Raw genomic sequence first — 14,793 nt, 5'->3', positions numbered from 1 at the left:
ATCACAGAAACTCTTCTGCCAATTTCTAATTTTTTTAATTACTGGATCCGCTTGAAGCATTGAGCATGCCGACAAGTCGAGCGAACCGCCATACGGCACTCACAATAGGGGAGTTACTCATATTCCACTGATTTGTACATCAGTTCGGTCAACTACGCAAAAGCAGCACGCCAGAAGCTCCCAGAAGACCAGATGGCTGGCAGGATTCAGCCACGCCACCCGAGCTATCGGAAATTTTCTATCCGTATAGGTTCTTTATAATTCTAATTTCCGTCTAACGTTCCTTCGTTGCACAGGGAATAGCGACGCCGAATCCGTCATTTCGGTTGATGAATCCTTCCTGTCAAAATAAACCGTGCGCTAACGGCTCCACTGAATCGGCGCATCGATTTTTTCCTGCCCCCTTCTCCTGGCCGAACGTTGGCATGACTGGCGGTGGATGACGCTGGCCCATGCCCTATGCTGGATGGCTTCTTGCCGTAACGGGAGGGAGCGACAGCGCCCCCTGACGTCAACGGGAAGAAGGGACGAGGCACGGGTTGCGCCCCAGCCTGATCGAAAGGGAAAGGACCGCGGCGGGGGCTGCAGCGGCCCCTTGGTCTTTCGTGGGGTGGCGTATGGCGCGCGCCGTATCCCTTCCTCCATAGCCTTGATCCGGCGCCCCTGCCCAGAAGGCCCCCCGCCCCGGCCGCGCGTTGACAGCCCTGGAGGCAGTCCCCACCTTTGACCGGCCCCCTTCGCAGGAAGCCCCCCCTCGCATGCCGGCGCACACCGCAATTCCCTTCGCCGATCCCGCCTTCATGAATCCCGCCTTTCCGGACTCCCGCGGGTTCCATCGGCAGGGGCGCGGCCTGATCGACCAGGGCCGTCCCGAGGACGCGCTGCCCGTCTTCCAGCACGCGGCCCTGCTGGCCCGGCAAGGCGACGGCCAAGGGGTCGTGGACGCGGACCGCCTGGGCCGCATCCTCTATGACGTGGGTTATTGCCTATACGACCTGGGCCGCATCGACGAGGCGCTGGCGGAGTTCCAGGACGCCGTGGCGGCGGCGGAACAGGGCGACGCCCACGGGCTGGTGCACGGCGACAACCTGGCCGCCTGCCTGCATTTGGTGGGGACCTGCCTGGCCCGCCTGGGCCGGGATACGGAGGCGCTGGCCTGGTTCCAGCAAGCGGCGGAGGCCGCCAGCCGGGGCGATGCCCAGGGCCGGGTGGACCGCGAGGCTGTGGGCCACAGCCTGCACCAGGCCGCCGCCTGCCTGGCGCGCCAGGGCCAGCCCGACCAGGCCCTGCCCTGCCTGCAGCAGGCCGTGGCAGCCAAGGAGCAAGGCGACGGCACCGCGCGCGTGGACCACGCCAGCCTGGGCGCCAGCCTTCACCTGATGGCGGACTGTCTCTACGCCCTGGGCTTGGTCGAGGACGCGCTCGTCTGGTTCCAGCGCAGCGTCCAGGCGCTGGAGCGTGGCGCCCCCGATACCCCCGTCAACCACGACGACGTCGGCCGCGCCCGCCTGCGCGTCAGCCACTGCCTGATGGACCTGAAGCGCCCGGCCGACGCCCTGCCCTGGGCCTTGGCTGCCGTCACGGCGGTGGAGGACGGCGACGCCGCCGGGCGCGTGAACCTGGAGGGCCTGTGCCACGCCCTGCAGGCGGTGGGGGACACCCTGGCCAGCATGGGCCGCTTCGACGAGGCCATGGACTGGTACCGCCACGCCGCCGAGACCGCCGAACACGGCGACCCCGCCGGCCTGGCCGCCACTCTCACCGCCGGCGCCGCCTGCCTGCGCAAGCTGGGCCGGACGGAGGAAGCCAGCGCCTGGGAACTGAGGGCCAGGACGCCGGTGGGGTGAACTGACACTTATTTCAAATAGCCACCAGCTCAGAAATTTTAAAGTCTAGAGCCGAGTGCGTTTAATCAGAAACGCACTCGGCTCTAAGTGCTTGTTCAACGAGCGGATTCACGCTGCAAAGCGATTCCGCTTTTCCGCGATCCGCTCTAAGCGCCTAGACTTCTTTCCAATTTTCAGTGAGCTTGAGGCTCAGCCTGAATTTGCTGTTGTTGCTGAGCCGTTGGCTTAGCGTCCGGCGCTGGCTTTGCCCCCCCATCGACCGGTTGTTCTTTAACAAAGGAATCTGCCCCACCGCCAAAATTTACAATCGGTATGTAGAATCCAAGACCTTGGCCATCTATTTTATCTACACTTGCGCTTTTACTTCTAACAGCTTCTGTGACGAAGCCTCGTATTTTAACTGGTGTGCAAAGCTCGTAGTAACTATTGAGAGCTGTTATTAATTGTGGGCCACCACTTATTTTCTCAATTGGTAAGTAAGTTATAAATGTCTGCTTTGCTTTGATTACAAGAGCATACGTGGCATAAGGAGGCAAATCATATAGAACATTATTTGCTGCATTCTCAATTGTCTGAGTAGTCAATCCAAATAATGCGGCAACTGTGGCGATCGCCACATGACTAGCATTAAAAGCCCCCATGAGACTAGTTGTGGTTGATCCAATTAGACTTGTTTCAGAAACACCAGTAGCCTTATCTTGAGAAAGTCTATCCAACGCCGAGAAATAATTATGACAGTCAGTATCTATTATTGATGCAGCAGCATAAAATATATCCTTCATGTCTTTTTTATCGTCACCAGATAATTTTAATTGTTTTCTAATAGAGTCGTATGATTCTCCTTGATTGCCAAGCCTAACTGGAAAGTCCTTATTCTCTATAATTCTAGATGGTCCTTCTCTAACGTCATATCCGCCATCTAATTTATTAAAATTGCTATAATTCTTCGCCGCACCATAAGCTGCGCACCCAGACATCATCGTGCAGGCAAGCAGCATCGTGACAGAACCCATTTTATTCATGGTTTCCTCCTGGCAGGTCAGAGCTGTGTAAAGTGACAGCAGAAAGGCCTCAGCGGCGCCGGTTACTGGACCGGCACCGGAAATTCGTCACGAATTTTAGGCAAATGCACCAACCTAACGGTTGCGTGACACTACCATAGCGGGTGAATGCCGCAAGGACATATCATCTTCGGCAAGCACAAAACCCCGGACTCTAACCATAAGGATATAACCATGAACTATGCCCGCTCCCAGGTCGTGCCCTGCCCCCAGCGCCACGCCATGGTCCAGTAGCGCGTCCCGGATACGGTTAGCCTCGGTGAAGTTCCTGGCGGCGCAGGCGTGCTTGCGCGTATGAAGGGTGGCCTCGTCCAGCCCTCTCCCGTCCCCCCGGGCCTTTGGGCAACCAGCGGAACCAGACCCCGGTTGCTGGTTGGGTGGGGCTTATTCGGTTGGCGGCGGCCTTGAAGTTGGCGGCGGGCTGAGAGCCAACCTCTAGCGCCGCCCGGAAATCGAGGGCCAGGACGCCGGTGGGGTGAGCCTTATTTCTGTTCCGGCGCCAGCCCTTGCGCCGCCGCGTCATCACGGGTGGCGCGGGCGTCGTCATGCAGGGCGGCGTAGGCGATGGCGCGGTAGCGGTACGCTGCCGCGTCCCGGGGTTGCAGGGCGATAACCTGGGTCATGTCGGCGATGGCGGCCTCAAAACGGTCCTGGTCCAGCGCAATGGCGCCTCGGGCCCGGAGCGCGTCGGCGTAGGTCGGCGACAGCGCGACGGCAGCGTTCAGGTCGGCCAGGGCGTCGGCCATCCGACCCTGGGCGCGGTAGATCGCGGCCCGCCGCAGCAGGGCTTGCGGTGTGCCGGGCTTCAGACGCAGGGCCTCATCCAGGTCGGCAAGGGCGGCCGCGTCCTGTCCTTTGGACTGCAAGGCCAGGCTGCGGTTCAGGTGCGCACCCGCGTTCATGGGATCCTGGGCCAGGACGGCGGTGAAATCGGCGATGGCCTGATCCCAGGCTGCCTTGCCGATATAGGCCACCCCCCGGTTGTTGTGCGCGTCGGTAAAGCCGGGGTCGATCGCCAGCGCCTGGCCATAGTCCGCAATGGCCGCGTCCGGCGCGCCGACCGCCAGATAGCTGTCCCCGCGCGCCTTCAGGGCGCGGGCATCCTGGGGGTTTAGGGTAATGGCTTTGGTGAATTCGGCAATGGCGCCCGCGGCCTCCCCCGCCGCCTGCAGGCTGAAACCGATGTCGCTGTAGGCCTCGGCCATGCGGGGGTCCCGCCGTACCGCCTCCGCCGCGTCGGACTGGGCCTGGGCATCGTCGCCCTTGGCGCGATAGGCCACGGCGCGGAAGCGCCATGCAGCAGCGGCGGTCGGGTCCAGACGGATAGCCTCACTTTCATCCGCGATGGCCCGATCGACCTCATGGCGCTGGATGTAGAGCGCGCCACGGCTGACATAGAGCGTGGGGTCATCCGCCTTCAGCGCGATGGCGCTGCTGAAATCCGCCAACGCGGCGTCACGGTCACCCCGCTTCAGGAATAGGGCGGCACGGTTGACGTAGCCAGCCAGCAGTTTGGGATCCGCCGTCACGGCGCTGCCGTAATCCGCCAGCGCCCGACCATCGTCGCCCCGCTCGGCATAGGCCAGGCCACGGTCGACATAAAGCCTGGCGTCCGTCTCGCCCGCCCGCAGATGCAAATCGATGGCGGCGCCATAATCGGCGATGGCGCGGTCCAGGTCACCCGCCTGATGGAAGTGGAAGGCGCGGTTGCGCAAAGCGCCGGCCCGGACCTGGGCCGTTTCCCCCTTCGCCTCGATGATGCGGGTGCAGGCGGGGATGGCTTCCTCCGCCGGGGCTTCCGCGCAGTGCCGCCGGTCGAAATTCATCCGCGCGGCCAACGCCGCCGTTTGCGCGCCCGCCGGGCCCCCCAGGGCCGCCGCCGCCAGCAGCCCCAGACCGAACGCCGCCGTGACCCTGATCATGCCTTCCCCCGGATCGCCACCCCCGACGAGGGGATTTTGCTGGCAGTATTACCCGCTGAGCGCGTCGGGGCAATCGTGTCGCGGCTACGCCCGCTTCCAGGTCGTGCCCTGGGGTCCGTCCTCCAGCACCACGCCCTGGTCCAGCAGCGCCTTCCGGATGCGGTCGGCCTCGGCGAAGTTCTTGGCGGCGCGGGCATCCTTGCGCGCCTGGATGGCGGCCTGGATGGCGGCCTCGTCCAGGCCTTCCGCCCCCTTGGGCGTCCAGCGGAACCAGGCCTCGGGGTCCTGGATCAGCAGGCCCATCAGGTTGGCGGCGGCCTTGAAGCCGGCGGCCACAGCCTGGCGGGCGCCTTCATCCGTCTCCTTGTGGAAGCGGTTGGCCAGCTCATGCAGCAGGCTGAAGGCCAGCGGCGTGTTCAGGTCATCCTCCAGTGCCGCCAGAACCTCATCAGGCACCTTGGCCGCCGGCACAGTACCGGCGGCCCGCAGCACGCCGTACCAGCGGTCCAGCGTGGCCTTGGCCTGGCGCAGGCCTTCCTTGGAGAAGTCCAGCGGCTGGCGGTAATGGGCCTGCAGCAGGGCCAAGCGCAAGGCCTCGCCCGGCACCTCGTCCAGCAATTCGGCCACGGTGAAGATGTTGCCCAGCGACTTCGACATCTTGTCGCCGGACATGGTCAGGAAGCCGGCATGGACCCAGTAGTTGGCCATGACCTGGGTGCCGTGGGCGCAGCGGCTCTGCGCGATCTCGTTCTCATGGTGGGGGAAGATCAGGTCCAGCCCGCCCCCGTGCACGTCGAACACCGGGCCCAGGTGGGCGGCGGTCATGGCACTGCACTCGATATGCCAGCCGGGGCGGCCCCGGCCCCACGGGCTGTCCCAGCCCGGCTGATCCTCGGCCGACGGCTTCCACAGGATGAAGTCAGCCGGGCTTTTCTTGTAGGGCGCCACCTCCACCCGCGCGCCGGCGATCATCTCATCCTGGCTGCGCCGGGACAGGCGGCCGTAGTCGGGCATGGACGGCACGTTGAACAGCACGTGGCCTTCCGCCGCATAGGCGTGGCCACCGGCGATCAGCCGCTCGATCATGGCGATCATGGCGTCGATGTGCCCAGTGGCGCGCGGCTCCACATCCGGGCGCAGCAGGTTCAGGGCGTCCATGTCGGCATGGAACTGGGCCGTCGTCGTCTCCGTCACCGTTTCGATGGGCTGCCCCAGGGCCTTGGCCCGGTCCATGATCTTGTCATCGACGTCGGTGATGTTCCGGGCGTAGGTCACGGTCGGGTACAGGTGCTTCATCACCCGCGCCAGCAGGTCGAAGGCGGTGAAGGTGCGGCCGTTGCCGATGTGGGCGTAGCTGTAGACGGTGGGGCCGCAGCAATAGATCCGCACATGGCTGGCGTCGACGGGCACGAAGACTTCCTTCGCGCGGGTGAGCGTATTGTACAACTGCAGTGCCATGACGGATTGATCCGGGATAAGAGGAAAAGACAATACTACTTTGAAAAGGCAACCAGTTTAAGCGGTCTGACCGGACAGCCGGGCCAGCGCCCGCTCCCGCCCGATGAGGGGCAGCAGCGTCTTCAGTTCCGGCCCATGCTCCAGGCCCGTCAGCGCCAGGCGCAGGGGCATGAACAGGGCCTTGCCCTTGGCGCCGGTGGCGGCCTTCACCGCGTCCACCCACTGGCCCCAGGTGTCGGGGCCCCAGGGGTCGGCGGGCAGCAGGCCGGCGGCGGCCTCCAGGAAGGCGGCATCGGTCACCACCGGCGCCAGCGGGGCATGGGTGATGTCCCACCAGCCCTTGGCCTCCGCAACATGGGTGATGTTGGGGCGCACGGCCAGCCAGAAGGCCTCATCCGCCCCCGCCATGCCCAGGGCCGGCAGGCGGCCCGCCACCGCCGCGTAGGGCATGTGGTGCAGGATCTGGGCGTTCAGGCGGTGCAGATCCTCCGCATCGAACTTGGGCGTGCCCCGGCCCACCTTGGCCAGGTCGAAATCGGCCACCAGCTCCCCCAGCGTGCCCCGGGCCTCCACCGCGTCCGACGTGCCGATCTTGGCCAGCAGCGACAGGATGGACAGGGGCTCCAGCCCCGATTCCTCGCGCAGGCTCTTCAGGCTCAGGCTGCCCAGGCGCTTGGACAGGCCGGCGCCGCTGGCGTCCGTGATCAGGGGAAAATGGCCGAAGGCGGGCACGGGGCCGCCGAGAGCCTCATACAGCTGGATCTGCACGGCGGTATTGGCCACATGGTCCTCCCCCCGGATGACATGGGTGATGCCCAGCTCGATGTCGTCCACGACGGAGGCGAAGGTGTACAGCGGCTGGCCATCCTCGCGGATCAGCACCGGGTCGCTGAGGTCCTGGCCCTGGAAGCGCTGAGGCCCACGCACCAGATCGTCCCAGACGACGGGGCTATGTTCCAGCTTCAGCCGCCAATGCGGGCGGCGGCCCTCCGCCTCCAGCCGCGCGCGGTCGGCGTCGGTCAGGCGCAGGGCGGCGCGGTCGTACAGCGGCGGGCGGTGCTGGGCCAACTGGGCCTTGCGCTTCAGGCCCAGCTCATCCGGCGTCTCATAGCAGGGGTAGAGGCGGCCGGCGGCCTTAAGACGCTCCGCCGCGGCGGTGTAGCGGTCCAGCCGGTCGGACTGGCGGGCGAAACGGTCCCATTCCAGGCCCAGCCAGCGGAGATCCTCCTCGATGCCGGCGGCGTACTCCGCCGTCGACCGCTCCCGGTCCGTGTCGTCCATGCGCAGCATGAAGCTGCCGCCGTGCTTGCGGGCGAACAGCCAGTTCATCACCGCCGCGCGGGCGTTGCCGATGTGCAGGCGGCCGGTGGGGCTGGGCGCGAAACGGACGGCGACAGGGCTCATGGGAAAAGCGGACCTTCAGGAAACGATAAGGAAACCAAGGGCGGCAGCGATACCATGAAGCGGCCGAAAAGCAAAAGGCGGAGCCGCCGGCCCCGCCTGTTCCTACAGCCACAAAGCGACCGTTCAGAACTTCTTGCGGTGGAAGGCGGCGGCCAGCGCCTTGACGGAGGCCGCCTGCTTCACCGTGCCCTCGCTCTTGGGCGGCGGGGCGCCGTTCAGGATGGGCGGCTGGTTGGCCAGGCGGGTGCCGCCCATGCGGGCGACGATGGCGTCCAGCTGGGCCTGGGTCAGGCGCTGCGGCGCCGGCGCCCGTCGGCTGGTCCCCCCGCTGGGCACGGCGGCGGCGGGCGCCATGGCGGGCACGGCCGGGCCGCCCCGGTAGGCACGCTCGATGGCGGCGCCGGTGATGCCCTTGAGGAAAGGCTTGCACAGGCCGCGCATGAGCTGCTCATCCGCCAGCGCCCAGGCCATCAGGATGCGCTGCGCCTGGGCGCGGCTGCCCTGCGCCTGCGCCATGGCCTCGCGGATTTTCATGGTGACGTAGGTTTCGCTCATGGAACGGGCCCCCACCGGGCGGCGGTCCACGCCGGACCAGCCTTTCTAAATCGCCGCGCACTCGCCACCTGGCGCCATCGACCGAAGCCGGCGGCATACCCATATATGGCAGAGATAAGAAAAGTTTAGCGCAGGAGGCCCTGAACCGGAATGGAAAAGAAACCGGCCGCATCCATGGGCCGCCGCCGCCCTGTAACCATCCTTGGTATATAAACCATCGGATGAGGCTCGGCAGGCCGGCACCGCCGCCCTATAGTCCGTCCACGCTCGCGACCTGGCCCCCACCACGACACACCCATGCTGATCGAGATCGTCGCCGACTTCGTCTGTCCGTGGTGCTACATCGGCAAGCGCCGCTTGGAACGCGCGCTGGCCCAGCGCCCGACGCAGCAGCCGGAGGTGCGCTGGCTGCCCTTCCAGCTGGACCCGGACACACCGCCCAGCGGCATCGACCGTACCATCGACCAACTGGCCAAGTTCGGCAGCGTGGAACGCATCCGCCAGGTGAACGCCCTGCTGGAACAGACGGCGGCGGCGGAGGGCCTGACCCTGAACCTGGACCGCATCCGCCGCACGCCCAACACGCTGGACGCCCATCGCCTGCTGCGCCACGCCGACGCCAATGGCCAAGGGGGCGCTCGCACCCTGGAGTTGGCCGCCGCGCTGCAGGCCGCCTTCTTCCGCGACGGCCGCGACATCGGCGACCGCGCCGTGCTGGCCGCGATCGCCGGGGAGGTGGGGCTGGACGCCGACACGGCCGCCGCCTTCCTGCACGGCGACGCCGACCGCGACGCCCTGCGCCAGTCGCTGGCCACCGTGCGCCAACTGGGCATCCAGGCGGTGCCCTGCTTCATCTTCAACCGCCTCTATTCCCTGTCGGGCGCCCAGGAACCGGGCGCCTTCCTGCCCCTGCTGGACCTGGCGGGGGCGGAGGGCGTGGTGGCCAGCGCCGCCGGCTGAACCGGAACCGTCGGCGCCTCAACGAGGTTGAAACGGCATGCCTCCCACCGAATACGCCACCGAACCAGAGATCACCCATATCGCCACCCCGCTGCTGGACGTGGCCTACATCGCCGGCGGGCCCGCCGACGGCCCGCCGGTGATGCTGCTGCACGGCTGGCCGGACGACGCCCACACCTGGGATCGGGTGGCGCCGGCCCTGTGGGAAGCGGGGTACAAGACGGTGGCGCCCTGGCTGCGCGGCTTCGGTCCCACACGCTTCCTGTCCAGCCAGACCACCCGCTCCGGCCAGATCGCCGCCTTGGCCCAGGACGCGCTGGACCTCGCCAACGCCCTGGACTGGCAGCGCTTCAGCATCATCGGCCACGACTGGGGCGCCCGCATCGCCTATTTCCTGGCCGCCGTGGCGCCCGACCGCCTCTGCCGCATCGCCGCCCTGTCGGTGGGGTGGGAGCCGGGCAGCCTGCCCACGCCCGCCCTCCCCCAGGCCCAGCGCTACTGGTATCAATGGTTCCTGACGACGGAGCGTGGGGCGGAAACCATCTGCCACGACGGCAAGGCCTTCGCCCGGTATCAATGGGACAGCTGGAGCCCCGCCGGGTGGTATGAGGAGGCGGCGTTCGAACGGACGGCGGCCGCCTTCGAGAATCCAGACTGGGCCGCCATCACCCTGCATTCCTACCGCGTGCGCTGGGACGAGGCGAAACCCGACCCGCGCTATGCCGAGATGGAAAAGCGCCAGCGCGCCGCCCGCAGCCTCGCCGTCCCCACCCTTATGATACAAGGCGGGGACGACCGCTGCACCCTGCCCGCCACGACGGAGGTCAACGAGGGCCATTTCACCGGCCCCTATCGCCGGTCGGTACTGCCCGACGTTGGCCACTTCCCGACGCGCGAAGCGCCGGAGGCGGTCGGCCGCCTGCTGCTGGACTTCTTAAGGACGGAAACGGTGAACCCGTAAGGGATCAATCCTTCACCCTTGCGGCACCACCTTGGGCAGGCTGGTGATGGGCTCCAGCGTGATGCGGCGGAAATAGGTCTCCGCCCCTTCGGATTGCAGCTGTATGCGGCCGTGGGTCAGGGGCGACCAGCCCTCACCCTCCCGCATCCGCAGGTCGCGCACCACCATGACCGGCACGCCGTTGACCACGTGCACCGCCTGGTCGCCCAGGACATAGAGGTCCAGCACGTTCCATTCGCCCACCGGCCTTTCGGCGTTGCTGCCGGCCTCCACGTTCCAGGCCGGCTGCCGCACGGTGACCGCGCGGCCGCCCATCATGTAGCGGCGCTGGGGATCGATCAGCGTGCGGTCGCGCCCCACCTCGGTCACCGCCGTCACGTTGGGGCCGACAGGCACCACCATGCCGACGGAGCCCAGCATGATCTCGAACTCCGCCGCCGCCATCCAGGTGCCATAGACGGCACCGGGCGCGCCATGGCTGTGATACAGCAGGCCGTTGTTCCAGGGCAGGTCCAGGCGCGGGGCGTAGCGGGTCTTGCCCCACTTGTATTCCAGGCGCAGGTGATAGTTGGCGTGGTCGCCCCCGTTGACAATGCCGCCCCAGGTCTGCCCGGTGATGAAGATCGCCGGCTCCCCCTCCTCCATCACCACGTGGAAGATTTTGGCGATGGCGGCCTTGTCGGCGCCGATAGGGGTCTGACCGGGCTGGGCCAGGTAGGTGCGGGCCGGGTCGGGATAGCCCAGCCAGGCGTCCCAGTCGTTGAGGTCGCGGCCGTTGAACAGGCTGATCGCCGGCCCTGCCGGGGCCGGCACGTCCACCAGGCGCAGGTTTTGCGGCTGAAACGGCGGATCACCCGCCAGCACAGCCTCCAACGCCGGGTTCGCCGGCGCCTTGTCCGCCGCTTGGGCCGGGACCGCGCCGCCCAGACCCATCCCCACCGCCAGAACCAGTGCCCACGCCGCACGCATCGCCATGTCGCCCCTCAAACCTTGGTGATTGTCTCGATGTTATCGATTTCATAGCAGCGATGCAGGCGAGACGTCAGGGAATTCATTCCGGCGACGCAAAGTGGCTCCACCCGTCCATGCGCGGATGGCCGTTGCCCCAATCACCGGACCCGGCAAGGCTGCGCCCACAACCAAAGGGGAGTGGCGGCATGGACGGGGCATGGTGCAACCGACGGGCGGTGCTGGGTGGCTTGGCGGGAACGGCGTTGGTGGGACTGACACCCAGGATGGCCGGCGCGGAGAATGCCACCCCAGCCAGGCTGGCCGCCCTACTCGAAACCTTGCGCAACGATCCCCATCCTGACCTCAAGGGCGTGGTGGTGCTGCGGCATGGCCGGCGCATCGCGGAGGCCTATTACAACGGCGACGACGCCACCACCCTGCACGACATCCGCTCCGCCACCAAAAGCCTGACCAGCCTGCTGATGGGCATCGCCATCGATCGCGGCCGGGTGGCGGGCGTGGACGCCCCCATCGCCCGCTATCTTCCGGGGCCCCTGCCACCGGGGTGGGAGGCCATCACCATCCACGACCTGCTGACCATGCGCTCCGGCCTGGCGGCGGACGACACCGATCCCGCCAGCCCGGGCAACGAGGACACGCTGGACGAGGCGGGGGAAAAGAGCGGCGACTGGGCCACCGCAGCATTGGCCGTGCCCGTGCGGGAACCACCGGGCCGCACCTACCAGTACTGCTCCCTCAACGCCTTCCTGACCGGTCTGATCGTTGAGCGCGCCACCGGCCAGAGCCTGGACAGGCTGGCGCAAGAGGCCCTGTTCGCCCCGCTGGGCATCCGCGCCCACGACTGGCGCACCCTGCCCGGCGGCCACGGCACCGGCCAGGGCAACCTGTCGATCACCGTCCGCGACGCCGCCACCATCGGCCAGATGGTCTTGAATGGGGGAACCTATAAGGGCCGACGCGTCATCAGCCAACACTGGCTGGCCGACAGCCTGGCCCGCATCCATCCCATCGCCGCCAGCGACCCCTACGCCGATTTCTACGGCTACATGTGGTACGCCAAGGATGAGCCGGCGGGTGGCGGCCGGACCGTGCCGGTGCACTTCGCCTCCGGCAACGGCGGCAACAAGATCTACGTGGTGCCATCGCTGGACCTGGTGGTGGCCATCACCTCCAGCGCCTACGGCAAAGGCTATGGCCAGCGCCGGTCGCAGGATATTCTGCTGGGTATTCTGGCGACCCTGTCCTGACGCCCCTGGGCCTGATGCCCGTGGCCTGACGAACAGCGGCCGCCCAACAAAGGATGCCGCCCCAATGAAATCCTGCCTGCAGCCCGGCCTGCGCCACAGCGAAAGCCTGACGGTGGACGCCAGCATGCTGGTGCCCGCCCTGCCCGCCGCCTTCGGCGGTTTTCACGACATGCCGCCGGTCTTCGCCACCGCACTTGTAGTATCAAATTAATATTACCTGATCAGATCCGATGTAAATTGCCAAATTGGATCTGTAGACATATTAAGCTCGGACATAATTTTTGAGACCCTTGGCTTCATCTTCATAACAGGGATATATAGCACTCCGTGGTCGCCTCTTGATTGGCTAAGAACGCCGTTAACAACCAAATGACTCAATATCTTTATCGTGTATCCACCGCGATCTATCTGACCTAGACCTCTAAGCAAAGCCTCTTCCTGCCTACCTTTACCTTTTTGAAAGTAGGTCTTCTTCAATATTGTTACCAATATCCTGTGAGGTATACTAAGTCTGACATTCTTTACACCAGCTATATTAGCAACTGAATCAAATTTCGAGACATCACAAGAGTCAACCCAGGAAGGAAGCCCTACAGCAGAAGAAACACCGAACGCCTTTCCCATCAAAGACTTAGATATAGTTATGCCATTTATTGGCCTAGGAGGAAAAATTATCTCCTCTATTATAGAATTAATAATTGTTAATTTATCTGGAATTGATGCAGACAAATCAAGCTGCAAAATGTGCCCATCTTCAATAACAGTGTTCATAAAATCTATGTTTTGGACCCCGCACCTAAGAGATGAAGAGACAATATCTGATGCTAATACGGCATTCCCCTCAGATGCAGCCCTCATCGCATAACGAACACAAGTCTGTATCCTCAAATTACTATTGACCCTTTCGCCAAGAACCCTCTGCCCAAGAACGCCGAGCGGATTAAGCCAACGCTCCTTCAAAGTTGGCTTTCTATCTTCATTTATAGAATCGGCAACGTCGACAGCCCTTAAACCATCAACAATGTATATATCAATAAATTTTCTATCATCCGATTCAGCTTCAGTTCTACCGAGACCTGGCAATCGCTGTAACATAACGGATGCACCTTCGACAGGCTCTCTACCCAATATAGCTTCAAATGCCCTTTGAATTTCTGATAGGGTTAACGGCCCCACTCCGGCAGATTTCGTCCTAGTCATGCGGGACAATTCTTTAAGGACCAAATAAATTGTTTCCGGATCAAGTGATGATTTGATTCTACTTTCTCTTGTACATACAACTTTCATAAAGTTATGCCAAAATAACACGTCACCGTCCACATCCCCAAACATGCTCAGCAATTCACTAGAATCAAGGTTCGCAATTGCTTGGCACATAAGTGGCCTTTTCGGAAGCCAATCAGGAACAGGAACATCTATTCCCAAATTTTCCAGGAAATCCTCCATTTCATCTTCCGAAAATTCATCTTTACAGTAAATAATTTCCGACGATGACTCAATAACTCCGATAGACCTAAATAATTCCGCATTTCCGTTGAAATAGTGGTCGCGACCGCAAATCAATACTCCACCAGGAGTCCTTTCAACCAACTCACGTACGCCGGCGAGGGTTTCGAATCTGATATTCTGCAGCTTTGTGGCATTGTTACTCCAAGCTTGCGAGCCAAGCTCATCAAACCCGTCTAGCAAGAAGCAAATCTTCCCCGCATTAAATGCCCGTATGAGTTTGTCGGCCCCCGATGAAAGCCCGATGTCCTCCATATGGCGACGCAATATTTCTGCAGCACTCTGAAGCCCCCAAGCCTTTCTTAGATCGATTGCTAAATAATAAGTTCCTCTATCTTTACTTTTTTCCGATAAAATTGAAAATAATTCCATAATACAACGACTTTTACCGGCACCATACTGACCAACCAAAACAATCTTCTTTCCATCTTCTAACTTTTTTGAAATGTATTTAATGTCAACCTCACCACCACCATCCCGAACATAAGCCACCGGAACATATTGAGATTTATCCGGAATTCCTGTAATTGGATTGATCGCACTTCCAAATTGCAACTTTTTCCGTTCATCTGCATAATTTTTATAATCAAAAAGAGACCTCTCAAATTTATCTAAAGAGTATACCTTTACGTGCAACTCCTTCCCAGCGTCAGTCATTGCTTGTGTCGGCGTTCCATTAACCACCAAATAACAGTCGGCCATGATCTGACTATTTGAGAACAGACTTAATCTAGCCATCGAAACTCGATTAATATCTATTCTGATTTTATCGAGGGTTCTATTCTCAGTTATCTCAACCACGGTCCATCGACCAGCGTCGACCTTCAATACGCAGTCAAAATTCACCCCAGCAATCCGCTCTCTCTCAGCAGGCCGATTCCACATAATGCTTGCCGTAGA

12 protein-coding genes are annotated in these 14,793 nt (G+C 62.8%); 5 read left to right on the top strand and 7 right to left on the bottom strand.

Features of this window, described 5'->3' with window-relative positions:
* Positions 1-758: 758 nt before the first annotated feature.
* Positions 759-1,847 carry a tetratricopeptide repeat protein gene (locus tag P5F91_RS12885; RefSeq protein WP_277907344.1) on the top strand — a complete coding sequence of 363 codons (1,089 nt, stop codon included), beginning with the start codon at positions 759-761 and terminating at the stop codon, positions 1,845-1,847.
* A gap of 173 nt (positions 1,848-2,020) precedes the next feature.
* Here P5F91_RS12885 and P5F91_RS12880 read toward each other — a convergent pair whose 3' ends face one another.
* The 5 genes from P5F91_RS12880 to P5F91_RS12860 form a co-directional block, all read right to left on the bottom strand.
* Positions 2,021-2,869, bottom strand: a complete 849-nt coding sequence (locus P5F91_RS12880; protein ID WP_145609556.1) for a hypothetical protein — start codon at positions 2,867-2,869, stop codon at positions 2,021-2,023.
* A gap of 521 nt (positions 2,870-3,390) precedes the next feature.
* On the bottom strand, positions 3,391-4,830 hold the full coding sequence (locus tag P5F91_RS12875; RefSeq protein WP_145609557.1) for a tetratricopeptide repeat protein: 1,440 nt from the start codon (positions 4,828-4,830) through the stop codon (positions 3,391-3,393).
* Between the two features lie 84 nt (positions 4,831-4,914).
* Positions 4,915-6,288 (bottom strand): cysteine--tRNA ligase, encoded by a 1,374-nt coding sequence (gene cysS, locus P5F91_RS12870; RefSeq protein ID WP_145609558.1) that lies wholly within the window; start codon positions 6,286-6,288, stop codon positions 4,915-4,917.
* A 57-nt stretch (positions 6,289-6,345) separates the two neighbouring features.
* Entirely contained in the window at positions 6,346-7,692 is a 1,347-nt protein-coding gene (gene gltX / locus P5F91_RS12865) for a glutamate--tRNA ligase (protein WP_145609559.1), read from the bottom strand.
* A 123-nt stretch (positions 7,693-7,815) separates the two neighbouring features.
* A complete protein-coding gene (locus P5F91_RS12860) occupies positions 7,816-8,247 on the bottom strand; it encodes a hypothetical protein (RefSeq protein ID WP_145609560.1) in 432 nt (143 codons plus the stop codon).
* A gap of 297 nt (positions 8,248-8,544) precedes the next feature.
* Between P5F91_RS12860 and P5F91_RS12855 the strand changes: the two genes are divergently transcribed.
* Positions 8,545-9,207 (top strand): DsbA family oxidoreductase, encoded by a 663-nt coding sequence (locus tag P5F91_RS12855; protein WP_145609561.1) that lies wholly within the window; start codon positions 8,545-8,547, stop codon positions 9,205-9,207.
* A gap of 37 nt (positions 9,208-9,244) precedes the next feature.
* On the top strand, positions 9,245-10,168 hold the full coding sequence (locus tag P5F91_RS12850; protein WP_277907342.1) for an alpha/beta fold hydrolase: 924 nt from the start codon (positions 9,245-9,247) through the stop codon (positions 10,166-10,168).
* 12 nt (positions 10,169-10,180) lie between these two features.
* Here the strand turns inward: P5F91_RS12850 and P5F91_RS12845 are convergent, their stop codons facing one another.
* Positions 10,181-11,143, bottom strand: coding sequence for a 3-keto-disaccharide hydrolase (locus P5F91_RS12845; RefSeq protein ID WP_277907341.1), 963 nt, complete (start codon positions 11,141-11,143; stop codon positions 10,181-10,183).
* 182 nt (positions 11,144-11,325) lie between these two features.
* Here P5F91_RS12845 and P5F91_RS12840 point away from each other — a divergent pair, with 182 nt between their 5' ends.
* A complete protein-coding gene (locus tag P5F91_RS12840) occupies positions 11,326-12,387 on the top strand; it encodes a serine hydrolase domain-containing protein (protein ID WP_277907340.1) in 1,062 nt (353 codons plus the stop codon).
* A 64-nt stretch (positions 12,388-12,451) separates the two neighbouring features.
* The gene (locus tag P5F91_RS12835; protein WP_277907339.1) at positions 12,452-12,598 is read left to right on the top strand and encodes a hypothetical protein; all 147 of its coding nucleotides are present in this window, start codon (positions 12,452-12,454) and stop codon (positions 12,596-12,598) included.
* A gap of 2 nt (positions 12,599-12,600) precedes the next feature.
* Here P5F91_RS12835 and P5F91_RS12830 read toward each other — a convergent pair whose 3' ends face one another.
* Entirely contained in the window at positions 12,601-14,694 is a 2,094-nt protein-coding gene (locus P5F91_RS12830) for an NACHT domain-containing protein (RefSeq protein WP_277907338.1), read from the bottom strand.
* Positions 14,695-14,793 lie beyond the last annotated feature (99 nt).

Origin of the sequence: Nitrospirillum amazonense (assembly GCF_029594735.1) — a bacterium.
Lineage (GTDB): Bacteria > Pseudomonadota > Alphaproteobacteria > Azospirillales > Azospirillaceae > Nitrospirillum > Nitrospirillum amazonense.
The sequence above is the reverse complement of the archived record's forward strand: the minus strand, read 5'-3'. Positions and strand labels throughout refer to the sequence as shown.

Bases quoted from the DNA above. Each gene is read 5' to 3' on its own strand.
- P5F91_RS12885 (WP_277907344.1), top strand. From the start codon at position 759: ATGCCGGCGCACACCGCAATTCCCTTCGCCGATCCCGCCTTCATGAAT.
- P5F91_RS12880 (WP_145609556.1), bottom strand. From the start codon at position 2,869: ATGAATAAAATGGGTTCTGTCACGATGCTGCTTGCCTGCACGATGATG.
- P5F91_RS12875 (WP_145609557.1), bottom strand. From the start codon at position 4,830: ATGATCAGGGTCACGGCGGCGTTCGGTCTGGGGCTGCTGGCGGCGGCG.
- cysS (WP_145609558.1), bottom strand. From the start codon at position 6,288: ATGGCACTGCAGTTGTACAATACGCTCACCCGCGCGAAGGAAGTCTTC.
- gltX (WP_145609559.1), bottom strand. From the start codon at position 7,692: ATGAGCCCTGTCGCCGTCCGTTTCGCGCCCAGCCCCACCGGCCGCCTG.
- P5F91_RS12860 (WP_145609560.1), bottom strand. From the start codon at position 8,247: ATGAGCGAAACCTACGTCACCATGAAAATCCGCGAGGCCATGGCGCAG.
- P5F91_RS12855 (WP_145609561.1), top strand. From the start codon at position 8,545: ATGCTGATCGAGATCGTCGCCGACTTCGTCTGTCCGTGGTGCTACATC.
- P5F91_RS12850 (WP_277907342.1), top strand. From the start codon at position 9,245: ATGCCTCCCACCGAATACGCCACCGAACCAGAGATCACCCATATCGCC.
- P5F91_RS12845 (WP_277907341.1), bottom strand. From the start codon at position 11,143: ATGGCGATGCGTGCGGCGTGGGCACTGGTTCTGGCGGTGGGGATGGGT.
- P5F91_RS12840 (WP_277907340.1), top strand. From the start codon at position 11,326: ATGGACGGGGCATGGTGCAACCGACGGGCGGTGCTGGGTGGCTTGGCG.
- P5F91_RS12835 (WP_277907339.1), top strand. From the start codon at position 12,452: ATGAAATCCTGCCTGCAGCCCGGCCTGCGCCACAGCGAAAGCCTGACG.